This window comes from Ewingella sp. CoE-038-23, from assembly GCF_040419245.1.
GTDB classification, from domain to species: domain Bacteria; phylum Pseudomonadota; class Gammaproteobacteria; order Enterobacterales; family Enterobacteriaceae; genus Ewingella; species Ewingella allii.
This window is the reverse complement of record NZ_JAZHOH010000001.1, coordinates 2,914,234-2,938,358: the sequence shown is the minus strand read 5'-3', so window position 1 is coordinate 2,938,358 and position 24,125 is coordinate 2,914,234. Positions and strand designations below refer to the sequence as shown.

At 58.2% G+C, this 24,125-nt stretch carries 7 protein-coding genes; 5 read left to right on the top strand and 2 right to left on the bottom strand.

Annotation, left to right across the window (positions count from 1 at the left end; all coding sequences use genetic code 11):
• Nucleotides 1-18 precede the first annotated feature (18 nt).
• Complete coding sequence (locus V2154_RS13860) at nucleotides 19-1,194, bottom strand: MFS transporter (RefSeq protein WP_353502747.1); 1,176 nt, start codon at nucleotides 1,192-1,194, stop codon at nucleotides 19-21.
• A 678-nt stretch (nucleotides 1,195-1,872) separates the two neighbouring features.
• On the opposite strand from V2154_RS13860, the gene V2154_RS13855 reads away from it, so the two are divergent.
• The 5 genes from V2154_RS13855 to V2154_RS13835 all read left to right on the top strand — a co-directional run bounded on the left by V2154_RS13855 (nucleotide 1,873) and on the right by V2154_RS13835 (nucleotide 22,009).
• Nucleotides 1,873-13,125 (top strand): Ig-like domain-containing protein, encoded by an 11,253-nt coding sequence (locus V2154_RS13855; protein WP_353502746.1) that lies wholly within the window; start codon nucleotides 1,873-1,875, stop codon nucleotides 13,123-13,125.
• Nucleotides 13,122-17,045: a beta strand repeat-containing protein gene (locus V2154_RS13850; RefSeq protein ID WP_353502745.1), complete on the top strand. Its 3,924-nt coding sequence runs from the start codon at nucleotides 13,122-13,124 to the stop codon at nucleotides 17,043-17,045. Before V2154_RS13855 ends, V2154_RS13850 begins: the two co-directional genes overlap by 4 nt.
• Nucleotides 17,046-17,174: 129 nt before the next feature.
• On the top strand, nucleotides 17,175-18,557 hold the full coding sequence (locus V2154_RS13845; protein ID WP_185689674.1) for a TolC family outer membrane protein: 1,383 nt from the start codon (nucleotides 17,175-17,177) through the stop codon (nucleotides 18,555-18,557).
• A gap of 48 nt (nucleotides 18,558-18,605) precedes the next feature.
• On the top strand, nucleotides 18,606-20,822 hold the full coding sequence (locus V2154_RS13840) for a type I secretion system permease/ATPase (protein ID WP_353502744.1): 2,217 nt from the start codon (nucleotides 18,606-18,608) through the stop codon (nucleotides 20,820-20,822).
• 17 nt (nucleotides 20,823-20,839) lie between these two features.
• Nucleotides 20,840-22,009: a beta-barrel domain-containing protein gene (locus V2154_RS13835; RefSeq protein WP_353502743.1), complete on the top strand. Its 1,170-nt coding sequence runs from the start codon at nucleotides 20,840-20,842 to the stop codon at nucleotides 22,007-22,009.
• Nucleotides 22,010-22,051: 42 nt separating this feature from the next.
• Here the strand turns inward: V2154_RS13835 and V2154_RS13830 are convergent, their stop codons facing one another.
• Complete coding sequence (locus V2154_RS13830; RefSeq protein ID WP_353502742.1) at nucleotides 22,052-24,037, bottom strand: DUF4034 domain-containing protein; 1,986 nt, start codon at nucleotides 24,035-24,037, stop codon at nucleotides 22,052-22,054.
• Nucleotides 24,038-24,125: the final 88 nt, after the last annotated feature.

The following is a 24,125-nucleotide window of genomic DNA, read 5'->3' as shown; positions in this document are numbered from 1 at the left end:
GGTGACGCTTTTCCTTGATTATCGAGTCACGGCGCGCGCGCTGGCTGTAACCAGCAGCAGCGAGACGGCTACGCAACTTAGTGCAACCGATAAGCTGCTGAGTTGAGCAATAAAACCAATTAAGGCTGGGCCAGCAAGAATACCGGCATAGCCAAGCGTTGTCACAGAAGCAATCGCCAAATTCGCTGGCATGGAGGTTTGATTGCCCGCTGCGCTGAACATTATAGGCACTAAATTAGAGGCGCCAAACCCCGTCATAATGAATCCAATTCCCGCAGCCCACAAGCTTTCCACGTTGACCAGCAGGATAACGCCGAGGCTGGCGCACAGGCTGCCCAGCAGCAGGACCTTGAACCGTCCCAAGATGCTGATAATGCGATCTCCCGTCAGGCGGCCCACCGTCATGGCGACAGAGAAAACAGCATAGCCAATTCCTGCCTGATGATTACTGACGCCGCGCTCAGTGGCGAGGAACAGCGCGCTCCAGTCGAGCATGGCGCCTTCGGTCATGAACATCACAAAGCACAGCAGACCAAGGAAAATCACCCAGCCGCGCGGCAAGACGAACATCGGTTCGTCACTGCTATTGCGGGTGTGCTGCCAGAAGTGCGGCGTGGTGGGAATAAGCGCCACAATCATCAGCGCGACCACAAGTAAAATTGATTGAAAAGGCGTCAGTCCGAAGTACAGAAGAAGTGTCACCGCCAGCGCGCCAAAAATACTACCCAGGCTGAAAAATCCGTGAAAACCCGACATCATTGCGCGGCCGCTGGCTTTTTCTACCACCACGGCGTGCACGTTCATCGCCACATCCACCATGCCAATCGCGGCACCAAACACCAGCAGCGCTAATGCCATTGTGCCCACGCCGTCGGCCAGAGTAAGGAAAGGCAGGTCTAGGCAAAGCATTGTTGCAGCAAGCAAAATAACATTTTTACAGCCTAAACGACCGGTGAGAAAGCCGGTCAACGGCATGGAAAATGTTGAACCTGCACCAATGCACAGCAGCAGCAAACCCAGCGTCCCGTCGCTGATATCTAAGCGTAATTTGGCAAAAGGCACCAATGGCGCCCACGCCGCCATCGCAAAACCAGACAAGAAGAAAATGATCCGCGTGGCGTGTTGCTGAGCAACACCGGGAAGAGGGGCAGAATCTGACGGCGCAGAGGCTGGTTGGCAGTCGTGGCTGGGCATGATATCGAACGTCCGTTGAGATAAAGAAAACAAAAAAGCGTTACAGGACTGTGCTTTATCACATACCCGACACAAGGTGGCAACTGAACCTTTGAATTCAGGCGGCATATTTTAGCAGCCCAGTTTTTATCGTGTTACTACCAATAATCCTATTTGTCTGCTTTTGCTGTGTAAATAAAATGTGAAATTTTAGTGTCGATCACACAATCGTTAAGTTTTAGTTATGCTTTTTTAAGATGAAAAAAGCTTAACTAAGCAAAAATGTAGCACATCCTTAAAACTCTCTCTTAAGTCAAATTTCTTGATCATCAAGTAATTAAAGTCAAATTCTATGGCGTAGACGACAAAAATAACGCCGTCAAACTTATATTTCAAAATGTTTCGATTCATTTTTCTTATCGTATTGATAACAATTTTTTAATGTATTTGGGTTAAATCATGCATATAACTTATTGGAGTTAAGGCAAATTCAAGCCTGACTTTTTTCTAAAAAAACCTGTGAAAAACAGGAAATATTATTGCCTTTTTGTTGGATTTACATGCAGCACCCCACGCCAGTTGGAAAGTAAATCATTGTTTTCATGATCTTAAAATTCACCGCAGTTCGCTTTTTGACCCTGTCGAAAAGGAACTTTTGTGGTGCGTATTTACTTACTCTGGGTTTAAGGGGCACACAGCATGGCTCAACAAGGCAATGTCATCGTCGACGTACTTTCCCGTACTAACGGCAGCGTAATTTCCCAAGTGTCCGGCGCCAGCCAGACCGTCAATCTCAACCAACTCAGCATTGTACGTGTCCATGCTACGCGCGCGGCGGTTGCGAGCTACGAGCGCGCGGGGAACGATCTTATCCTGCACATGCAGGATGGCAGCACCGTTCGCTATCAAGGCTTCTTCACCACCGATGGCAAAGGCCACCACAGCGAGCTGATCTTTGATGACGGCGTGCACCCGATTGAACATGCCACCTTCGTCGATACCGGCGTTGCTCCCGGCTCTGCCGTGGCGGTGGTGCCGGGTTATGAAACTGTGCCAGACGTCGGCGCGCTGCTCCTCGACGGCTCCAACTTCGATCCGGCCATTCTCGGCGCAGTGCTTGGCGTCGTGGCATTAGGCGCGGGCATTGCCATTGCTGCGAGTAGCGGCGGTGGCGGCGGTGGCGGCAGTAGCAACAATGGCGGAGAGCCAGGACAGCCTGGCGGTTCGAACCCAGCTCCTACCCTAACGCTGGCAACCTTCGCCGGCGATAATGTTTTGAATAAAGCCGAAGTCGGTAGCTCACAGGTGTTTAGCGGCACGACGGCTAACGTCACCGCCGGGCAGACCGTGACCTTGAGCCTCAATGGCAAAACTTACACCACCACCACGGCGGCAGATGGCTCATGGAGCATCACTCTGCCCGCGGGCGACCTGCAAGGTCTGGCGGACGGCACCTATGTGGCCAACGTCAGCGTAACCGGCTCCAACGGGCAAACCGTCACCAAGGGCGTGACCATTGGCGTTGACACCACCGCGCCGGGTGTGGCGACTGACGTGACGCTGGTCAACGATGCCAACCAACCTATCACTGGCACCACCAACGACAGTACCCCAACCCTCAGTGGTAAAGCCGAGCCGGGCAGCACGGTGACCGTCAGCGATGGCGGCACGGTGATCGGCACCGCGCCGGTGGATGGCAGCGGCAACTGGACCTTCACACCTAACCCGCCACTGGGCGATGGCGACCACAGTCTGACCGCCGTAGTCACTGACCCAGCCGGAAATACCAGTACCCCGAGTACGCCGATCGTGGTGGTTATCGACACCACCGCGCCTGGCGAGGCGACGGATGTGACGTTGGTTAACGATGCTAACCAGCCGATCAATGGCGCGACAAACGACACCACGCCGACCATTACCGGTAAGGCTGAAGCGGGCAGTACCGTTACCGTTCGCGACGGTAATACAGTGATTGGTACCGCCGTGGTCGACGGCAATGGCAACTGGAGCGTTACGCCAACCCAGCCGCTGAGCGAGGGTACTCACAACATTACGACGCAGGTGACGGATCCTGCGGGCAACTCTAGCGGCGTGAGTGCACCTATCGCGGTTGAGATTGACACCACCGCGCCGGGTGCGGCAACTGACGTCACGCTGGTCAATGACGCCAACGAGCCAATCACCGGCACCACCAACGACAACACCCCAACTCTGAGTGGTAAAGCCGAGCCGGGCAGCACCGTTACCGTCAGCGACGGTGGCACGGTGATTGGCACCGCGCCGGTGGATGGCAACGGCAACTGGACCTTCACACCGAATCCACCACTGGGCGATGGCGATCACAGCCTGACCGTGGTGGTTACTGACCCTGCGGGTAACGCTAGCCCGCCAACTACCCCAATTGCTGTTGTCGTGGATGCCAGCTCGCCTTCGCCAGCCACCGACGTGCAGATAACCGATGGTGAAAACACGCCGATCGGCACTAACGGCAGCACCAATGACACCCAGCCAACCATCAGCGGTAAAGCCGAATCGGGCAGCATCGTCACTATTCGTGATGGCGACACCGTACTTGGCACCGTACAAGCTGATGGCAGTGGCAACTGGAGTTTGACTCTGGATCAGCCGCTGTCCGAAGGCCCACACAGCATCACCACTGAAGTCACCGATGCCGCAGGCAACACCAGCGGCGTTAGCACCCCTATCGTGGTGAATATCGATACTATCGATCCTGAGCCGGCCACGGCGGTGAAAATCCTTAATGGAGACGGCCTGCCGGTGGATGGCATCACCAATGACACCACGCCAACCGTTAGCGGCAAAGCCGAAGCGGGCAGCAAAGTCATTGTGCGCGACGGGAACACCATCGTGGGCAGCGCCATTGCTGATGAAAATGGTAACTGGAGCGTTACGCTGCAAGATCCGCTGTCGGAAGGCCCACACGGACTGACCACCGAAGTGCGCGATGCGGCCGGTAACTCCAGCGGCATCAGTGCTCCAATTGCTGTGGAAATTGATACCGCGGCGCCGGGTGCTGCGACCGACGTTAAACTGGTGAATAACGATGATTTGCCAATCACCGGCGCGACAAACGACACCACGCCAACCCTGAGCGGCAAGGCCGAGCCGAACAGTTCGGTCACTATTCGTGATGGCGATACCGTCTTGGCAACCGTGACCGTTGATGGCACGGGTAACTGGTCTTATACCCCAACGACGCCATTGGCCGAAGGCCCGCACAGCCTGACCACCGAAGTGAAAGACGCTGCCGGTAACTCTAGCGGTATTAGCACCCCAATTGCGGTCGATGTGGATACCCTTGCGCCAAACGTCACTATCGATCCTGTGGCCGTTGACAATAAAATTTCATTCAATGAAGCCGCTGGCGTTATCACCATTACTGGTACGGCATCGGCTTCTGAAGCCGGCCGCACGCTGGTTCTCAATGTAAACGGTGAGCCGCATAACGTCATTGTTGGCGAAGACGGTAAATGGACCTTTGACCTGCCAGCCGGCACGCTGACCGGGATAAATGGTGATATTACTATCACCGCTACGCTGACTGACGCCGCGGGCAACACTACCGTCACCACTGACACCGTTCACGTCGCCGCCGATCCGGCGCTTCAGCCTTCGCTGACTGTTAACGCCTTTGCGGGCAATGACATCGTGGACGGCGCAGAAATTCAGATTGACCAGAAGCTGACCGGTAGCACCACAAACGTCGAGGCGGGCAACACGGTTACTGTCACTTTTGATGGCAAAACCTACACCGGTATCGTGGGGGCAGACGGCACGTGGAGCGTGACTATTCCAGCTTCGGCGCTGTCCGATGCAGGCAATGGCCCGGCAGACTTTGCCGTGACGGTCAGTGACAGTTCCGGCAACCAAGCGATTGGAAACCGTCCGTTTGAGATTAACGATCTGTTAGGCGGTATCGCCATCGATCCTATTTCCGTGGATGGCAACATCAATGCCATTGAAGCTGCGGCAGGCGTGACCATCAGCGGGACCACCTTCAACGTCCCTGCTGGCGTGGGCGCGATCACCGTTAACATCGGCGGCGTGAATTATCAGGCGGATGTTGCCGCAAACGGCACCTGGAGCATTCAACTGTCAGCGGCTGCTATTCAGGCACTGACCGATGGCGTGCAGAATATCGAGGTGAGCGCCACCGATGGCGGCGGGAACCCTATCTCGACCACCGGCAGCGTTAACGTTTACGTGCACAACCTGCCAGCCCCAGTGCTGGATACGCTGTTTGGCGATGGCACCTTGAATGGCAGCGAAGCCGCCGCTGGGCAGACCATTACCGGCACCACCGGCGTAACAGGCGCAGGCCAGAATGTAACAGTTATCATCGGCGGCCAGCAATTTGCCGCCACGGTCGCCAATGACGGCACTTTCAGCGTCAGCATTCCGTCCAGCGTATTGAGCAACTTGCCGAACGGCACGGCGCCGGTTCAGGTGATTGCGACCGACGTCGCCGGTAACAGCCAGACTATCAGTGCTACTGTGCCGGTAGATACCCTGGCGCCAACCCTGACTATCAATCCGCTGGCGGGCGATGGGCAAATCAGCCTGGCCGAAGCCGCAGGGTCGTTAACCCTGTCGGGGACGGCTTCTGTCTCTGAGGCTGGACGCGAAGTCACCATCACGCTGAACAATGAAAGCTATACCGCGACGGTTGGGCCGAACGGCGTATGGAGCGTTGCTCTGCCAGCCGGTGCCTTGAACAATCTCAATGGTGATTTTGTTATCAATGCTACGTTGAGCGATGCGGCGGGCAACAGCACCAGCACCACCAATACTATCCACGTGGTTTCCGACCCAAGTATCCAACCGACTATCACCATCAATCCATTTGGTGGCGATAACGCGGTAGACGGTGCGGAAGTCCAAACGGCGCAAGTGCTGAACGGCACCACGGCCAACGTGGAAGCGGGCCAGATCGTTAAAATCACCCTGAACGGCCACACCTACACGGCTGAAGTTCAGCAGAGCGGCAGCTGGAGCGTCATCATCCCGGTTACCGATATGCAGGTGCTGACTAACGGCACTCAAACTATCTCGGTAGAAGTGGCGGACAAGGCCGGTAACTCAGCCTCTGGCACCGATAACTTCACGGTAAATATTACTGAGAACGGCGTGGCAATCGACCCGGTAACGGGCGATAACGTCATCAACGCGGTGGAAACGGAAAACGGTATTCAGGTTACGGGTACGACTTACGGCGTGCCGGTGGGCACCGACGTGGTAGTAACCTTCGGTACTGTGTCACATACCGTAAAAGTGCTGGCCAATGGCCGCTGGTTAGTGAACTTCACCAGCCCTGAACTGGCGGGAATTGACCCAGGCACCACCACGGTCAGCGCAGTCACTAAAGATGCTAACGGCAATACGCTGACTAATAGCGTTTCCGTCGGCGTTGACAATGTGGCTCCAGAACCAACCATCAATACGCCATTCGGCGACGGCTTCCTGAACATTACCGAAGCAGGCACGGCGCAAACGCTGACTGGCTCTACCGGCAAAGCGGGCGACGGCCAAACCGTCACCGTCACCCTTGGCGGCCATGACTACACCGCCACCGTCGCAGCCAATGGTAGCTGGACGATCAGCATTCCATCGGCCGATCTGCAAGCTCTGCCGGAAGGTAGCAACCCGATCGTGGTGGTGGCGTCCGATAACGCAGGCAACAGCACTACTATTAACAGCAATGTGACCGTTGACCTCAGCGCGCCAACGCTGACCGTGAATCCTCTGGCCGGCGACGGCATTGTCAGCAGCGCGGAAGCAGCGGCGGCGATTGAACTGACAGGTACGGCTTCCGTCAGCGAAGCAGGTAAAACCATCACCGTGACCCTCAACGGCGCTACCTATACCGGCGTTGTGGGCGGTGACGGCAGTTGGACGGTAAATATTCCGGCTGGCGTGCTGAACGGCGTGGCCAGCGGGCAGTATCCGCTGAGCGTGTCGTTGACTGACGAAGCGGGCAACACCACCACCCAGACCTCCAATGTTACATTGGCAACCGGCGTCGATTCTCAGCCAACCCTGACGCTGAATGCCTTTGCGGGTAACAACGTAATCGACGGGGCCGAGCGCCTGGCCGACCAAACATTGAGTGGTACTACCACCAATGTAGAAGCCGGACAGCAAGTGACCATCACGTTGAATGGCAAAACTTACACCGCCACCGTGGGAGCCAGCGGCGCATGGAGCGTGCAAATTCCAGCGGCTGACCTGACTGCTTTGAACGACGGTTCAATCACCTTGACCGCCGAAGTGGCTGATAAAGCAGGTAACCCGGCGCAAGGTTCTCTGCCACTGACCATCAACACCGAGTTGAGTGGTCTGGCGATTGACCCAATCACCGGTGACAACAAACTGAGCGCGCAGGAAGCGGGCGCAGGCATCAACATCAGCGGGACATCGCACAACGTGGCCGAGGGTGCTAACGTCACTGTCACTCTGAACGGTAAAGCCTACACCGCCGCCGTTGGCGCGGACGGCACTTGGACCGTGCCGGTTGGGGCAGCCGATCTTGCGCTGCTCGGCGACGGGCCGCTGGCGGTGAAAGTGACCGCAACCGATGCCGCAGGCAACGCGGTCAGCAGCACCGTCACGCTGGATGTCTACACCCACCAACTACCCGCACCAACTATCAATCAACCTTTTGGCGACGGCCTGCTGAGTACGGCGGAAGCCGCCACCAGCCAGACGCTGAGTGGTTCTACCGGCATAGTGGGCGATGGTCAAACCGTGACCGTGACACTCGGTGGTAAAGATTACACCGCCACCGTCGGCGGCAACGGTCAGTGGACAGTGACTATTCCAGCGGCTGATTTGCAGGCGCTGCCGCAGGATAATACCCTAATCACCGTGACTGCCACCGATGCGGCGGGCAACAGCACGCCTATCACGTCTAACGTGACGGTCGACTTCACCGCGCCAACGTTGACCATCGACCCAATTTCGGGCGACGGCTACATTGACGCAGCTGAAGCCGCTGCCGCCGTAACGCTGAGTGGTTCCGCAGATCCTGCTGACGCGGGGCGCAATGTTACCTTGACCATCAATGGCCAAACCTATCTGGCTGAAGTTGGGGGGGACGGCAAGTGGACCACGGAGATCCCAGCTAACGCGCTCTTGGGCTTAGCAAATGGTCAATACACATTAACCGCCACCCTGTCAGACGCGGCGGGCAACAGCACCACGGTGACTGAGTCATTGGGTGTCTTCACCCAACTGCCAGTTCCAGTGCTGAATACGCCATTTGGCGACGGCGTGCTGAGCAAGCCTGAAGCGGCGGCCGATCAGATTCTGACCGGTAACACCGGCGCTGTCGGCCCAGACCAGAAAGTCACCGTGAACATTGGCGGGGTAGATTACACCGGCACGGTTAACAATGACGGCACCTGGTCGGTCACAATCCCGGCTAACGCGCTCAATGGCCTGACTGATGGCTCCTCGCCTCTGCAGGTTACTGTCACAGACCCAGCGGGTAACACGGGCACAACCACTACCAATGTGACCATAGACTTGACGGCTCCAACCTTGAGCGTTGAGCCGCTGACCGGCGATGACAAGCTGAACACCGACGAAGTGGCGACGGGCTTCCTGATCCAAGGGACCAGCGACATCGGCGATGCAGGTCGTCCGGTCACCGTGTCTATTGACGGCCATACCTACACCGGCGTGGTCCAGGCCGACGGTTCTTGGTCTGTGCTGGTGCCACCAAATGCCCTTGGCGATTTGGCGGTCGGCGACCATCCATACAGCGTTTCCGTCACTGACGCGGCGGGCAACCAAACCCTGGTTGACGGCACCGTCAATGTCACTGGCGTGCCTAGCCCGCTGTTCCCATCTATCGACGCACCATTCGGCGACACCATCCTCAACGGTAGCGAGCTGGCTGAAGTGCAGACGCTGACCGGGACCACCGGCGCGACCGGCGCGGGACAAACCGTGAAGGTGAACATCGGTGGGATCAGCTTTGATGCCACCGTGGACGCCAATGGTCAATGGACGCTGGACGTGCCGGCCAACGCCTTGGCGAGCCTGCCACAAGGGGCGCTGAGCATTGAAGTCACCGCGACCAGCGCGTCCGGTGCTACCGGCAGCAGCACCATTGAGGCCACCGTCGACACAGTAGCACCAACGCTGACCGTTGATCTGGTGGCGGGTGACGACATCATCAACACCGCTGAACTGCTGCAACCTATCACCCTGACCGGGACTGCATCAGTCAGCGACAGTGGTCAAAACGTCAAAGTGAGTCTGGTTCTGGGCGGCGTGACCTATGAAGGCACCGTCGACACGGATGGCAAATGGTCAATCCCACTGCCTAACGACGCGCTGCAAGCTCTGGGCGATGGTCCTCACACCATTACGGCGACCCTGACTGACACTGCGGGCAACACCACCACCATCAACCATGAATTCACCATTGAGGCTGGCGCGGCTTACACCCCGACGCTGACCATCAATACGATTTCTAATGATGACTACATCAACGCCACTGAGAAAGGCCAAGATCTGGTGCTCAGCGGCACCTCGACCAAGCTTGAAGAGGGGCGTGAAGTTACCTTGACCTTCAATGGCAAGACTTACACCGCTGTGGTTGATGGAGAGGGTAACTGGACCACCACGGTGCTGGCTGCCGATCTGGCCGGGCTGAGTGATGGTCAGGCCACGATCACGGCTAACGCCACCAGTCTGGCGGGTAACCCGGCATCGGCGAGTCACGAGGTCAATGTGCTGGCGAGCGAAGCTAACTTGCCAACCATTACCATTGATAAAGTTGCTGGTGACGACGTCATCAACAGCACCGAGCACAACCAGCCTCTGGTGATCAGCGGGACCTCCAACCACCTGGTGGCGGGCGAAACCATTAACATCACGCTCAACGGTAAGCCTTACACGGCGATCGTTGGGGATGACGGAAAATGGAGCACCACCGTTCCTGTCGCCGACGTGCAGGCGCTGCAAAATCAAGAATACACCATTACCGCGACCGGTAATGACGTTGCTGAAAACGTGGCGACCGGCACCCATCAGGTGACGGTAGATACCACGCCTCCGCTGCTGACTATCGTGGTGGATGCTGGTGCCGATGGCATTGTTAATGCCGTGGAAGCAGCACTCGGCCTGCCAATTACCGGTACGGCTCCGGCGGGCCTGACGGTCACCGTGACCGTCGACGGCAAGCTTTACCCGGTACTGGTGCCTGAAGACGGCAACTGGACGCTGACTATCCCAGCGGCTGACCTGAAAGCCATCACCACCGATGGCCCACTGGTGATCACCGCCACCGTGACCGATGCTCAAGGCAATGTGGCAGACATTACGGTTAATCCGGCAATTGAGCTGGCAATCAACAACTTGCCAGTCCTGACGCTAGAGGCACTCGATTTCGTTAATATCACCGCGGCTGCCGATGGTTTCACTATCACCGGTACCAGCACCAATCTGCCAAACGGCACGGTGGTGCAGGTGAGTGTCGCGGGTGTACAAGTGACCGGCACAGTGACGGATAACGTATGGACCGCCACCGTGGCACCGGGTCTTATCACACCACAAAATATTACTGAAGGCGTGGGCACCGTCACCGTGAGCTACACCGATGCGGCGGGCAACCCAGCCTCGGCTTCGCACAGCGTGACGGTCGATCTGACACCTCCTGTAGCTGCCGTTGTCGACCCACTGTTTGGCGATGGCGCGTTGAACAAGCTGGAGTCAGGCGTCGACCAGATTGTGACCGGTAAAGTTGCAGCGGGCGACAGCGTGGTATTAACGCTGGATGGTAAACCGGTGACGGCGGTAGTGGGTCCGGATGGTACCTGGACGGCGACTACCCCAACAGCCACGCTGGTGGGCCTGACCGACGGCCAAAACACCCTTACCGTGGCGGTGACCGATGCCGCGGGCAACAGCGTGTCGAGCGATGTGCCATTTGTTTCCTACATTAATACCTTGCCGGTGGCGACTATCACTGACAGCTTTGGCGGCGCGATTAACATTGATAAAGCGGCGCTGGGTGGCTCCATCAGCGGTACTACCGGGATCACTTCTGATGGTCAGAAAGTGACGGTGAACCTTAACGGTAAGGACTATACCGCCGACGTAAATTCAGCGACCGGCACTTGGGTTCTGCCGTTAGATGCCGCGACCCTGCAAGGCTTGCCGAATGGCACCTGGACGGCCACCGTAACGGTGACCGACGTTGCGGGCAACTCCAGCACCCAAGCCGAGAACATTTCGGTTCAGCTGACACCACCTCCAGTTCCAACCATAGACTTGGTGTTTGGTGACGGCGTGCTCAACGCTGCTGAATTGGCCGCAGGCCAGACTATCAGCGGCTCAACGGGCATCACTGGCCCAGGCCAAACGGTGACGGTTACCATTGCGGGTAATCCTTCGCCGCTGACCGCTACCGTAGGTGCAGACGGCAAATGGACCCTGGAGCTAACCACTTCTGAACTGGCGGATATCGCCGGGCTGCCGACGCACTCCATCACCGTGACCAGCACCGACCAGTACGGCAATAGCAATATCAGCTCGCCAGAAGTGTTTACGGTTGACCTGAACATCCCTAACCCAAGCATCACCAACCAGCCGTTTGGTGCGGATAATGTGCTGAATATCGCCGAAGCGGCGGGGCCTCTCGTCATTGAGGGGAACACCGGCATTTCTGGCGTGGGCCAAGCGGTGAAAGTGGTGATTGATGTCAACGGCACCAGCTATAACGCCACCGTCGCGGCTGACGGTTCTTGGACACTTAACCTGCCAGCTGGCACCCTGAGCGGCCTGACTGGCACCGATCACACCATCAACATCACGGCAACCGACGCCAGCGGCAACACCAATACTGTGCCATTTGCGTTCACCACTGATTTCACACCGCCAGTGGTTACCGTGAACAACGTTTCCACCGACGGCTACATTAATTTGGCCGAAGCGGCAGCGGGAACACAGATAAGCGGCATCACGGACGGCACCAGCGTTAGCGTCAATATCGGTGGCCAAGTCTTCACCGCCGCCGTCACTGACGGAACCTGGGTGTTGGACTTAACCCCGGCGCAGATAGCGACTCTGCCACAGGGCAGCCAGACCATTACCGTCACTGCGACAGATGCGTCGGGTAACACCAACACGGCGATTTCCCACGTGGGTATTGCGACAGACGCTGCTGCCGCGCCAACCGTGACCGTGGGTACTTTTGCAGGTGATAACATTCTGGACTTCGCTGAAAGCCGCACACCGCAAACGATTAGCGGTACCACGGCTCACGTCGAGGCTGGGCGAACTGTTAATGTTACTGTGGGTTCAATCACCGGATTAAGCGCCATTGTTCAGGCTGACGGTAGCTGGAGCCTAACGCTGTCTCCTGCTCAGTTGCAGACGCTAAGTAATGGTGCGACCAACATCACGGCGAACGTGTCTGACCTTGCGGGTAATGCTGCAACGCCAGATATTCATGACATTACAGTCAGCGTGACGCCTCCTGCGGCGTTCCTGACACTTAACCCAATCAGTGTCGATAACATCATCAACTCAACGGATGATGGCGGCTTGATCATGACCTTTACCGGTCAGTATCTGAATAACCAAACTGTACTGACTCCGCAGTTAATTACCGTGTTTGTTAACGGTGTTCCAGTCGTGGGCACCTTCCCAGCACTGCCAAGCGCTAGCGGTACCTGGACTATTGTCGGGCTGTCGCAATTAGTCACCTTCCCAACGGATGGTAACTATACCGTTACAGTGTCGATGACTGGCCTTAATGGCACGACGGCGACAGTGACACAAACCATCGTGGTTGACCGTACTCCACCAACCTTGACCGTCAATGCCTTCGCCGGTGATGACGTGCTTAACGGAACTGAAGCTGCGGCTAACCAGACCATCAGCGGCACGGCTCGACCTCGGAAGCTGGCCGTACGGTGACTGTGACCCTGAACGGCAAAACCTATACCGCGCTGGTCGGTGCGGGTGGCGCATGGAGCACCACGGTTCCGGCGGCGGATCTGCAAGGGTTGCCACCGGGTACAAACACCATCAGTGCCAGTTTGAGTGACGCGGCGGGTAACGTCACTACCACGCCTCATACCTTCACCACCAACACCGCAGCACCTCTGCTGAGCGTGGGCGTGCTGGCGGGCGACAACGTGCTGAATCTCGCGGAAGGGTTGGTTACGCAGTTGCTGACCGGTACTTCCAGCGCCGAAGCAGGGCAGACCGTCACTATCAAGATTGCTGGCGTCACCGTGGGTTCCGCAGTGATTCAACCGGGAGGGGCTTGGAGTGCTCAAATCCTGCCAACGGGCCTGTCAGGTCTGCTGGATGGGCCAAACGTCCTCACCGCGTCGGTCACCGATAAGGCCGGGAATACCACCAGCGTCGATGTGGGCATTAACGTGCTGTTCAACAGCCTGTTGGATCTGGATATCACCAGCGGGCTGGTGGGCGGAGTGCTCAACGCGGCTTCCCTGTTGCTGACCCAAACCATTGGCGGCGTCGCCACCAGTGCGGGCGTTGGTGCCAAGGTGGCGGTGGAAATCGGCGGACAAACGATCACGGCCGATGTCGGTGTGAATGGTCAATTTAACCTGAGCATTCCTCCGACGCTGTTGGCTAATCTGCCAAACGGTCCACTGGCGTTGAACGTCGTGCTGACCGATGCCGCGGGTAACACCAAAGTGCAGGTTATCGACCTCAACGTGGCGAAAATCCTGCCAGTGCTGGGCGACCTGACCTCCGGTTTGGGCAATGTGGATCACATCCTCAATACCGTGGTATCTGGCGCTGAGCAGACTGTCAGCGGTGCTTTGACCGCGGCCGACGGCACCGTTGTTAAGATTGCGGTCGGTGCGCTGACCTTTACCGGAACCGTGCTCAATAACGCTTTCAGCATCCCTATCCCTGCGGGTGCTCTGGCAAGTCTGGCCGACGGTGTGGTGCCGGTTATTCTGACCGCCACTGATGCCGCGGGCAACGTGCTGACTCAGGCGTTGAACCCGCTGACCGTGGCACTGCACAATCTGCCGCAAATCGTGCTGGATCCGCTGTTTGGCGATGGCTTGCTGAACGCGGCGGATATCCTGCTGAACCAGACCATTACCGGCGTGGTGAAAAACGTCGCGGCGGGTACCACACTCTCGGTGCAAGTCGGCGGGGGTACGCCTCTGACCGCGCAGGTTGATGCCACTGGGCACTTCAGTGTCACTGTGCCATCTAACCTGTTGAGCGGCCTGACCAACGGCAACCTCGGCGTCAATGTCTCGCTGACCGATGCCAACGGTAACTCCACCAGCGTGGGCGCGCAGGCGGCGATTAACGTCACCTTGCCAACCATCAGTCTGACTGACGTTCTGCACAATGGCGTGCTGGGCGCGGTGGATGCACTGACGTCGCAGGTCATTGGCGGCGTGGTGACCGGCGTTACGGCGGGGACTACGGTGAAAGTGACGCTGGGCGGCAAAACCTTCCTTGGCGTAACAGACGCGGGCGGCAAATTTGCCGTTACGCTGCAACCGGGCGACCTGAAAGCGCTGGCTGACGGCACCTTGGCTATCGGCGTGTCGGTAGTGAGCGACGCGGGTAACGTTGGTTCGACCAACGTGAATGCCAACGTCATCATCAATAGCCTGCCGAAAGTGGTGCTGGACCCACTGTTTGGTGGCAACGGGGTGCTCAACGCGGCCGAAGCGCTGCTGACCCAAACCATCAGCGGCACCGTGCTGAACGCCACGGCCGGCTCGTCGGTCAAAGTTACGCTGGGGCCATTGGTGCTCACCGGCACAGTCGATGGCACCGGTCACTTCAACGTGCAAGTGACGCCACTGCAGCTGAGCCAGTTGCTGGATGGCAACCTCAACGTCGGTGTGACGGTCACGGATGCGGCGGGCAACACCAACGGCGTCAACGCGGGCCTGAACGTCGGTATTCACAACCTGCCATCGATTGTACTTAACCCAATCTTTGGTGACGGCGTGCTGAGCGTGGTTGACCTGCTGACCGGTCAAACCATCAGCGGCGTGGCGACCAACGTCGCTGTCGGTTCTCAGGTGCAGATTTCCCTCAACGGGAAAACCTATCTGGCGACCGTCGGCGTGGGCGGGGCATTTAGCGTCACAGTACCGCCGTTGGATCTGAAAGGCATTCTTACCGACGGCTTGCAGAACGTCACCGCGACCTTCACCGATGCGGTAGGTAACGTCGGTACTATCACCAACGCGGTGAATGTGATTGCCAACGCTTTGCCGACCATCACGCTGGATCCATTGTTCAACAATGGCTTGCTGAATGCGGTGCAGGCGCTGGTTACGCAGACTATCAGTGGTAAAACCACCAACGCCGAAGGTTCTACCGTGACGGTGACTATCGGCGGGGCCAGCCTGTCGGCGGTGGTGAAAGCAGACGGCACCTTCTCCGTCAACGTGCTGCCAAGCCTGCTTTCCAGCTTGATTGACGGTACGGTTGGGGTAGGTGTGTCTGTCACCAACGCCGCGAACCACACCGTGGATACCAGCGCCAATGTCACCGTGGGTATCCATACTCTGCCAACGCTCAATCTGGGCACGCTGTTTGGCGGTGACGGCTTCCTCAATCTGGCCGAAGCCAGCAGCAACACCACGCTGACCGGCACGACTAACGTGCAGAATGGTTCGGTGTCGGTCAACGTAGGTGGGGTGGTTCATACTGGCACCATCACTAACGGCGCGTGGAATGTCACCTTTACCGCGGCTGAGCTGAAGGCGCTTGCCGATGGCGCAACCACGGTCAAAGTCACCATCACCGATGCGGTGGGTAACATCACCACCCAAACCAGCCCGCTGGTCATCAAAACACACGCCCTGCCGCTGGTTTCCCTCGACGGCCTTGGCTCTCTGACTGGCTTGATTGGTGGCATCCTCGGTGCGGGCCTGACGCTGAAAGGCAGCAGCGCCAACATCGGGCAGGGCGGCATTATCAGCGTCACCTTGCTGGGTACCACTCTTGGCGCGGTAGTGCAGGCAGACGGTTCGTGGCAGGCGAAGTTCGGCAGTGAGGTGTTTGCGGCTTATAACCTCTTCACTCTGTTGGGCGCGCTGACCGGTAACGTGGTTGGACTTCAGGCGACGGATCTGGCGGGTAACGGCATCAACCTCCACGTGGGGCTGGCGACGGGTAGCCCACTGATCTCGCTGCAAGCGCAATCGCTGGATGTGCAGGCCACGGACGACACCCACGCGGTGGCGGCGCTGCATACCACCAGCAGCGATAGCTCAACCACTGACACCGTGCATCACGCCACCAGCACCCTGACCGACCCACTGGTCACGGCGGATGCCGGAGCGCAGGTGGCGTCTACCGACACCAGCACCACGGCCCATGCTGAAACGGCGTTCTCCATCGGCGGCGTGACGATTGAAGTTGACCATACCCAGCAGGATGTTGTGGGTACGGCAGGTAACGACATCATCATCGTGGATACGCTGGACTTCGGTCATATCGACGGTGGCACTGGCGTGGATACCCTGCAACTTGGCGGTACCAACCAGCATCTGGATCTGACCCTGTTGGGCTTCAAAGTCGAGCATATCGACATCTTTGACCTCGGTAACTCTGGCACGAACAGCATCACGCTGAACCTGCTCGAAGCACAGTCGGTTAAAGACTCGGCCAATGATGAAGTGATCATCAAAGGCGGCGAGGGAAGTCTGGTGAATCTGGTCACAGGAAGTGATGGTGCTTGGACTGAAACCGGACAGCGTACCGTGGATGGCCTGACGTTTGACGTCTACCACAACGCCTCGCTGGCGAGCACCAACACGTTGGGAGACGTATTGGTTCAGCACGGTCTGCACGTACAACAGCAAAGCTAAGAGTCAAGCCCCCGAGCGTGTAAGCGCCGGGGGCATTTTTTTGCAATGAGCGTTAGGCAGTAAACGAATGGGTAAGGCCAGAAAAGGCTGAAAAATAATAATAATCCGGCGAGAAAAGTGGTGTCGCTCATGAAAAAGAAACAATCATCGCGGCAATTTGCCGTGGTACTGGGGACGATATGGATAGTTGTTGCTGGTGCAAACAGTGGGAAAGTATTCGCGGCTGAGAAACAGCCAGAGTTTGATTGGCAAGCAGCACCTACCGAGGAGATGAGATCTAGCCTGACTTTACGAGATGCCATACTGCGCGCCTTTGCTCGCAACCCACAGATAGCCGAGGCGGCTGCGCAAATTCGCGTGGGCGCGGGCAACCTTGATGTGGCGAAAAGTGCCTGGTATCCACAAATTTCTTTGCAGGGGACCGCAGGTAAGTCGCGCCAAACCGACTCCTCCGGCACGCTGGATAACAACGCGTCTGGCGGCATTCAGCTCAGCCAGCTGCTGTATGACTTTGGGCGCACCGGCGGCAGTATCGACGAGCAAGAACGCCTCTCCGACTCCTACCGTTACGCCCTTTACGGCACCATGACCGACGTGGCGCTGAGTACGCTGCAAGCCTATCTGCAAGTGAAGCGCTATCAGGCGCTGAGCGTGGCGGCTCGCGATAATATTGAATCACTGCAACGCGTGGCGGACACTGCCAAACTGCGCGCCGACGCGGGGTTAAGCTCGCAATCTGACGTGTTACAGGCCGAAACCCGCATCGCCGGGATGCGCGCCACCGTCGAACAATACCGTGCCCAACAGCGTTCGGCACAGGCCCAGCTCACCGTGCTGACCGGCGTGGTCTCCGACAATCTGCCGGATTTACCGCAAAGCCTGCTCAACCAAAAAGTCACACTGAACAAAATCCCCTATGAAAACAGCGCGCTGGTTCGCGCCGCTCAGGCCAAGCAGCAGGCGGCGATTGAGCGGGTGAATCAGGCGGAATCGCAACATTGGCCGACCATCAAAGTGCAGGCGGGGCGCACCCGCTACCAGAATGCCGCAGGCAGCGGCGGCTCTTACTGGGACGACCAGCTCCAGCTGGCGGTGGATGCGCCGGTCTATCAGGGCGGCGCGGTCAGCGCCAAAACCCGTGCCGCAGAGGGTGAGCGTCAGGCGGCGCAGGCCGATGTGGAAAAAGCCAAGCTGGACATCAACCAGAAAGCCTCCACGGCCTATGCCGACATGATTGGCGGTCAACAGCGGCAAGTGGCGGGCGAGGACCAATACGCCAGCGCGACGCACACCCGCAGCGTCTATCAGGACGAGTACAAACTGAGCAAACGCAGCCTGAATGATTTACTCAGCGTCGAGCAGGACGTTTTTCAGGCTGACACCATGCGCATCGGCGCGCTGTACGACGGCTGGGATGCCACAGTGCGCTATGCCGCAGCCGTAGACAATCTGGTGGATATGTTGGGCATCGACCGACAAAAAGAGACCGGTGACACCATTCCCTCTCTCTGACCACTCCTTATAAAACGATTGTCCGCACAGAATGCGTAAAGAGGCGATATGAGTACCGAAACGAACAGTGAAGAAACCCGCTCTAACGCCACGGCCAAGGTTCCACCGCCGTCGATTGATGTCTGGATCAGCGCCATGGTGCGCGTGGCTGAAATTTTTGGTAAACCTTCTGACCCGCTCTATCTGCGCCAGCAAATGCGCTGGTTTGAAAATCAGTCGCTGGGCCGCCAGCTTGACCGCCTCAGTGGGTTGATTGGGCTACAGGTTGGCATGGTCAGCTGGACTAAGGTCCGTTGGCGGCCGGAAGTGCTGCCAGCCATTATCCAGCTCGAGCAGGGCGGCATCGCGGTCATTGAGCGGCTGCACGATGACGGTCAGGCCGACTACTGGCTGACCGACGGCGGCGACCTGCTGCGCTCCACCGAGCTTTCCACCTTACTTCAACAAGGCTCTGGCCCGGTGTTTTTAGTCGGCGTGGCGGCGCGCGGTCGCGACCAGCGCATTGACGAGTTCGTTCAACCCTATAAGAAGCACTGGTTCTGGGATAACTTTCGCGGCGCGGGGCGTAAAATCGCAGAGATTTCGCTGGCGTCGGTGATTGGCAACGTGCTGGCGCTGGCCGGTATTCTGTTCTCAATGCAGATTTACGACCGGGTGATCCCGGCCCAGTCACTGCCCACCCTGTGGGTGCTGTTCTTCGGCGTGGTGCTGGCCGCCGCGCTGGAATACGTTATTCGCCTGATGCGCACGCTGGTGTCAGATTTGATGGGCAAACGCATCGACCTCAAGGTTTCGTCGCTGTTCTTTGTGCGCGCCATGAACATTAAAAACGATGATCGGCCGAAGTCCACCGGCTCCTTTATCTCCCAGCTGCGTGAAATCGATCAGGTGCGCGAACTGCTGACCTCCACCACCGTCAGCGCCGCCGCCGATATGCCTTTCGTGCTGCTGTTCCTCGGCATCATGTTCTTTATCGGCGGGCCGCTGGTGATCATTCCGCTGCTGGCTATTCCGCTGATTGTCATTCCCGGCATTCTGATCCAGTGGCCGATGGCGAAGCTGGCGAAAGAGGGGATGCGCGAAGGGGCGCTGCGCAACGCGGTGCTGGTGGAAACCATTGAAGGCATTGAAGATATTAAAGCCTTACAGGCCGAAGCCTACTTCCAGCGCCAGTGGGAGCAGACTCACGAAGTCAGCGCCTCGGTCGGCATGAAGCAGCGTCTGTGGGGCGCGCGGCTGACCGGCTGGGCCTCGACGGTCCAGCAATTGACCTACGCTGGCATGCTGGTGGCGGGGGTCTATCTGGTGCTCAGCGGCGACATCACTACCGGTACGCTGGTGGCGAGCAGCATGCTTTCTTCCCGCACCATCGCGCCACTGATGCAGCTGACTATGGTGTTCTCACGCTGGCAGCACGCCAAAAGCGCCATGAAAGGGCTGGACGATCTGCTGAAAAAGCCTATCGACCGCCCGGAAGACGCCGAGCTGTCGCACTGCCCGACCCTGAGCGGCCACTATCAACTGCGCAATCTGCAATATACCTATGACAAAGAGAACTCGCCGAACGTGCTGGGGATTGGCCAACTGGAGATTAAACCGGGCGAGCGCGTAGCGATTTTGGGCAAGGTGGGTGCCGGGAAATCGACCCTGCTGAAGCTGCTTTCCGGCCAGGCCGAGGCGTCGCAGGGCAAGGTGATCATCGACGGCGTGGACATGAAACGCATCGAACCCGCCGACGTGCGCCGCCAGCTTGGCTATCTGTCGCAGGATTCGCGGCTGTTCTTCGGCACGCTGCGCCAAAACCTGATGCTGGGTTATCCGCACGCCACCGATCAGGAGATGCTGCAAGCCCTGAGGATCAGCGGCGCACTCTCCATGGTGCAGGCCGATGCCTCGAGTCTGGATAAGATTATTAATGAGGGCGGGCGCGGCTTGTCCGGCGGCCAGCGCCAGATGGTGCTGCTGAGTCGCCTGATCCTGCGTGACCCGCAGGTGGTGCTTTTAGATGAGCCAACCGCCTCGATGGACGAACAGCTGGAAGACTATGTTATTCGCCAGATGAACACTTGGCTGACGGGCCGCACGCTGGTGGTGGTCACCCATCGTCCGGCGCTACTCAAGCTGGTGGATCGCATCGTGGTGATGGACAACGGCCGGGTTATCGCCGACGGCCCGCGCGATCAAATTCTGGGTAACGCGGTCGCTAACACCGCCGCCACGCCGGCCGTCGCGGCTGCTTCCGGTAACCAACAGGGCGCAGCCTGAGCGCATAAGGACTGAATATGGCACATTTAACATTGCACGATGAGCTGGACGCTCAACAGAAAAAGGTGTCGGGAATTGTCTGGGTTTCCCTGATTGGGCTGGTGCTGTTTTTTGTCTGGGCCTACTTCGCTACCCTCGACGAGGTGACGGTCGGCACGGGCAAGGTCACGCCATCAAGCAAGGCGCAGCAGATTGATTCCCTCGACGGCGGGGTGATTTTGAAGCTGCTGGTGCAGGAAGGCTCCATCGTTAATCGCGGTCAGTTGCTGGCTCAGCTCGACCCAACCCGTTCGCAGTCCAACTACGGCGAGGCGGCTTCCCGAGTGCGCACGCTGCGCGCCTCTTCAGAGCGTTTAAGCGCCGAGTTGACCGGCGCGCCGCTGAAATTCAGCCCGGAAACTATGAAATCGCCGGAGCTGGTGGCCCGCGAGCGCCAGCTCTATTTATCGCGAAAACAGAACCGTGACGAAACCGTCAGCAACCTGCAACAGTCGCTAAAGCTGGTCAATCAGGAGATCAGCATGACCCAGCCGCTGGTGGCGAAAGGCGCGGCGGGGCAGGTAGAGGTGATTCGCCTTCAACGCCAGTCCAGCGAGCTGCGCGGCAAAATCGATGATGCTATCAACCAGTACGCGGTTCGCGCCCGTGAGGAGCAGGTAAAGAACAACGCCGACCTCGACGCCGAGCTGCAAGTGATGGCCGGTAAAGAGGATCAGGTGACGCGTTCCGAGCTGTTTTCGCCGGTTCACGGCATCGTCAAAGATATTCAGGTCAGCACCGTCGGCGGCGTCCTGCAACCAGGCGGCAAGCTGATGGAAATCGTGCCGATTGAAGATCAGCTGCTGATTGAAACCCGCATCAACCCGCGCGATATCGCCTATATCCGCCCGGGCCTTGAAGCCACGGTGAAAATCAGCGCCTACGACTCTTCGATCTATGGCGATTTGAAAGGGCAGGTGGAGAGCGTGTCGCCAGACACCTTGCAGGATGAGGTCAAGCGTGACCAGTTCTATTACCGCGTGTACGTCCGTACCGACAAAGCCGTGTTAACCAATAAAGCCGGTCGCCAGTTCCCAATAGTGCCGGGAATGGTGGCCAGCGTAGAGATCAAAACCGGCCAGAAAACCGTGCTGGATTATCTGATTAAGCCGCTGAATAAGGTGAAAGAGTCGCTGCGGGAAAGATGAGTTAAGCTCCTCGCCCTGAGAAGGGGGAGGAGCAAGAAAGATTTACTCAATCTCCGGCTGAACCCGGTACTTAGCTATCACGTCGGCTTCGTCGGATTTACGCTTGTCCTGCCACAGATTCATGCGGCCGCGCAGCGAGCCGTTCAGCTCTTCCAGAACCTGACGCGCGGCGTCGGAGCCTGGATCTAACTCCAACACAAACTCCATAAACTGGCCGGCGATGTGGCGGTTTTTCTTCACGCCGCTGCCCGTCAGCCACGCCATGCCAAGGGTATAGGCCGCTTCGCTGCGCTCAGGGTGGGACGGATTCATTAAGATCTCCGGCAACCACTGCTCGGCCGCGAGGCGCTTGTCCTGCTCCTGGCCGAGATCCAACGCGCAGCTGGCGCGCCAGTAGGCGGACGAGGCGTGTCCGGCGTCCATTGCCCGCTGATACCACTGCATCGCTTGCTGGTAATCCACTTCGCCGCCAATGCCTTCGCGCAGGGCGTTGGCACAGGCAAACATGGCCGGAACCAGCCCCGAACGGGCGGCGCTGAGCACGCATTCCAGCGCATTGCTGTCGCTGTGGAAAGCTTCGGGAACCTCCTGATGCCAGCCGTTACGGTAGAAGAAATAGAGCTCGTAGGTGTGCAGCGCATTGCCGCGCCGGGCCATTTCGGTCATCAGGAAGTGGGCGGCGTCGAAGTCATCGTTGATCGCCATATCGTGAGCGATGGTGATCAAATCTTTGGCCGCGCTGTCACTGCCAGACAGCTGGATCAGGCGAATGGCGTGGTCAAGCAAGTCATCGCTCAGTTCGGGCTGCTGCGGCAACCCATACAGGCCGTACTGCACCGCCGTGGCGGCATAGGCCACCAGCACCGGATTGTCAGGCTGATTAATAGCACGAATCAGCAGGCTGGTCAGCGTCGGCAGCCCCTGCTGTTGCTCATTTGCCAGCACGGCTCTGGAGATAAACATTGCGGCGAAATGGCCCGGCATGGCCTGCGGGGAGACGGCAAGCAGCTGGTCGTAAATCTCCAGCCCGGCCTGATCGTCATCCTGCCAATAGGCGGCGCAGGTGCCGTACAAATCTAATAAGCGAATGCGGGTGGCGTCGGGCAGTGGCTGAGCCAGCAGGTGGTGCAACTGGGCTTGCAGGTACTGCGCGCGCTCGGAGTCTTTATCGGCAATCTCACCGGAGAGGGCGTCAATCAGGGCGTTGGCGCGGAAATGGTTGCGCTCGTCTTCATCAAACTCGGCGCACAGCGGGCCGTCGATTATCGCCATTTGCTGGCTATCGTCACCGCCCCAGGCGGCGGAGTGGAATATCAGGTAGGACTCCATGGTGCCGACATCGCTGTGGCGCACCGACATTGCCATGCGCAGCCAATAATCCAGCGCCTCTTCCTCTGCCTTGCGCGTCTGCTGCAGCGCGGCGGGCAGGCTTTGCGGCCAGTGAGTAGCAGGTTCGACGCCAATGGCGTGCAGATAGCCCACGCCGGTTTGCCATACCTGACTGCCGGCAATGTTGAATTTCTCATGCAGCGGCAGTGGGGCTTTGCCCGCGAACAGGTCGCGCAGCCAGTAAGGTTCGCCAAAGCCGCCGGTCAGGTTCATCAGGTGGCGGAAAGCGTGGGTTGGGCGAGGGTGCAACTCGATGGCGCGCAGGAAAGCCAATACGGCATAGTCACAGCACAGCTGGGCGCCGAGCCACTGGCTATCTTCTATATGCTCGCCGTTGGCATTGCGGATAATCCAAGCCTGTTCGTGCCAAAACATCCCCAGCAGCACGTGGGCGTGGTAGCTCTGCGGGCACTGCTGCGCCCAGTCACTGAGGATATCCAGCGGATCGACAGTATGATTTTCGGCCCCGGCGATCAGCGTACCCGGATGCAACACCAGACCGTAATCGCTGTGGGTATCAGTTTGGTTCTGCCAACCGCGCATCAGCGACAACAGCCACTCGTCGAGTTTAACAAAACGGCGGGTTGCCAGAAGCATTCTGGCTTTGGAGAGGTTGTCGTGCTGATTCTCTTGTGGCATGAGATTCCTTCAATCCGGGACGTATAGGGGTGGCGATGTCATCAATTTAACGCGCGACGTGCCTTAGATAGGCGACAGTGTATCGGTT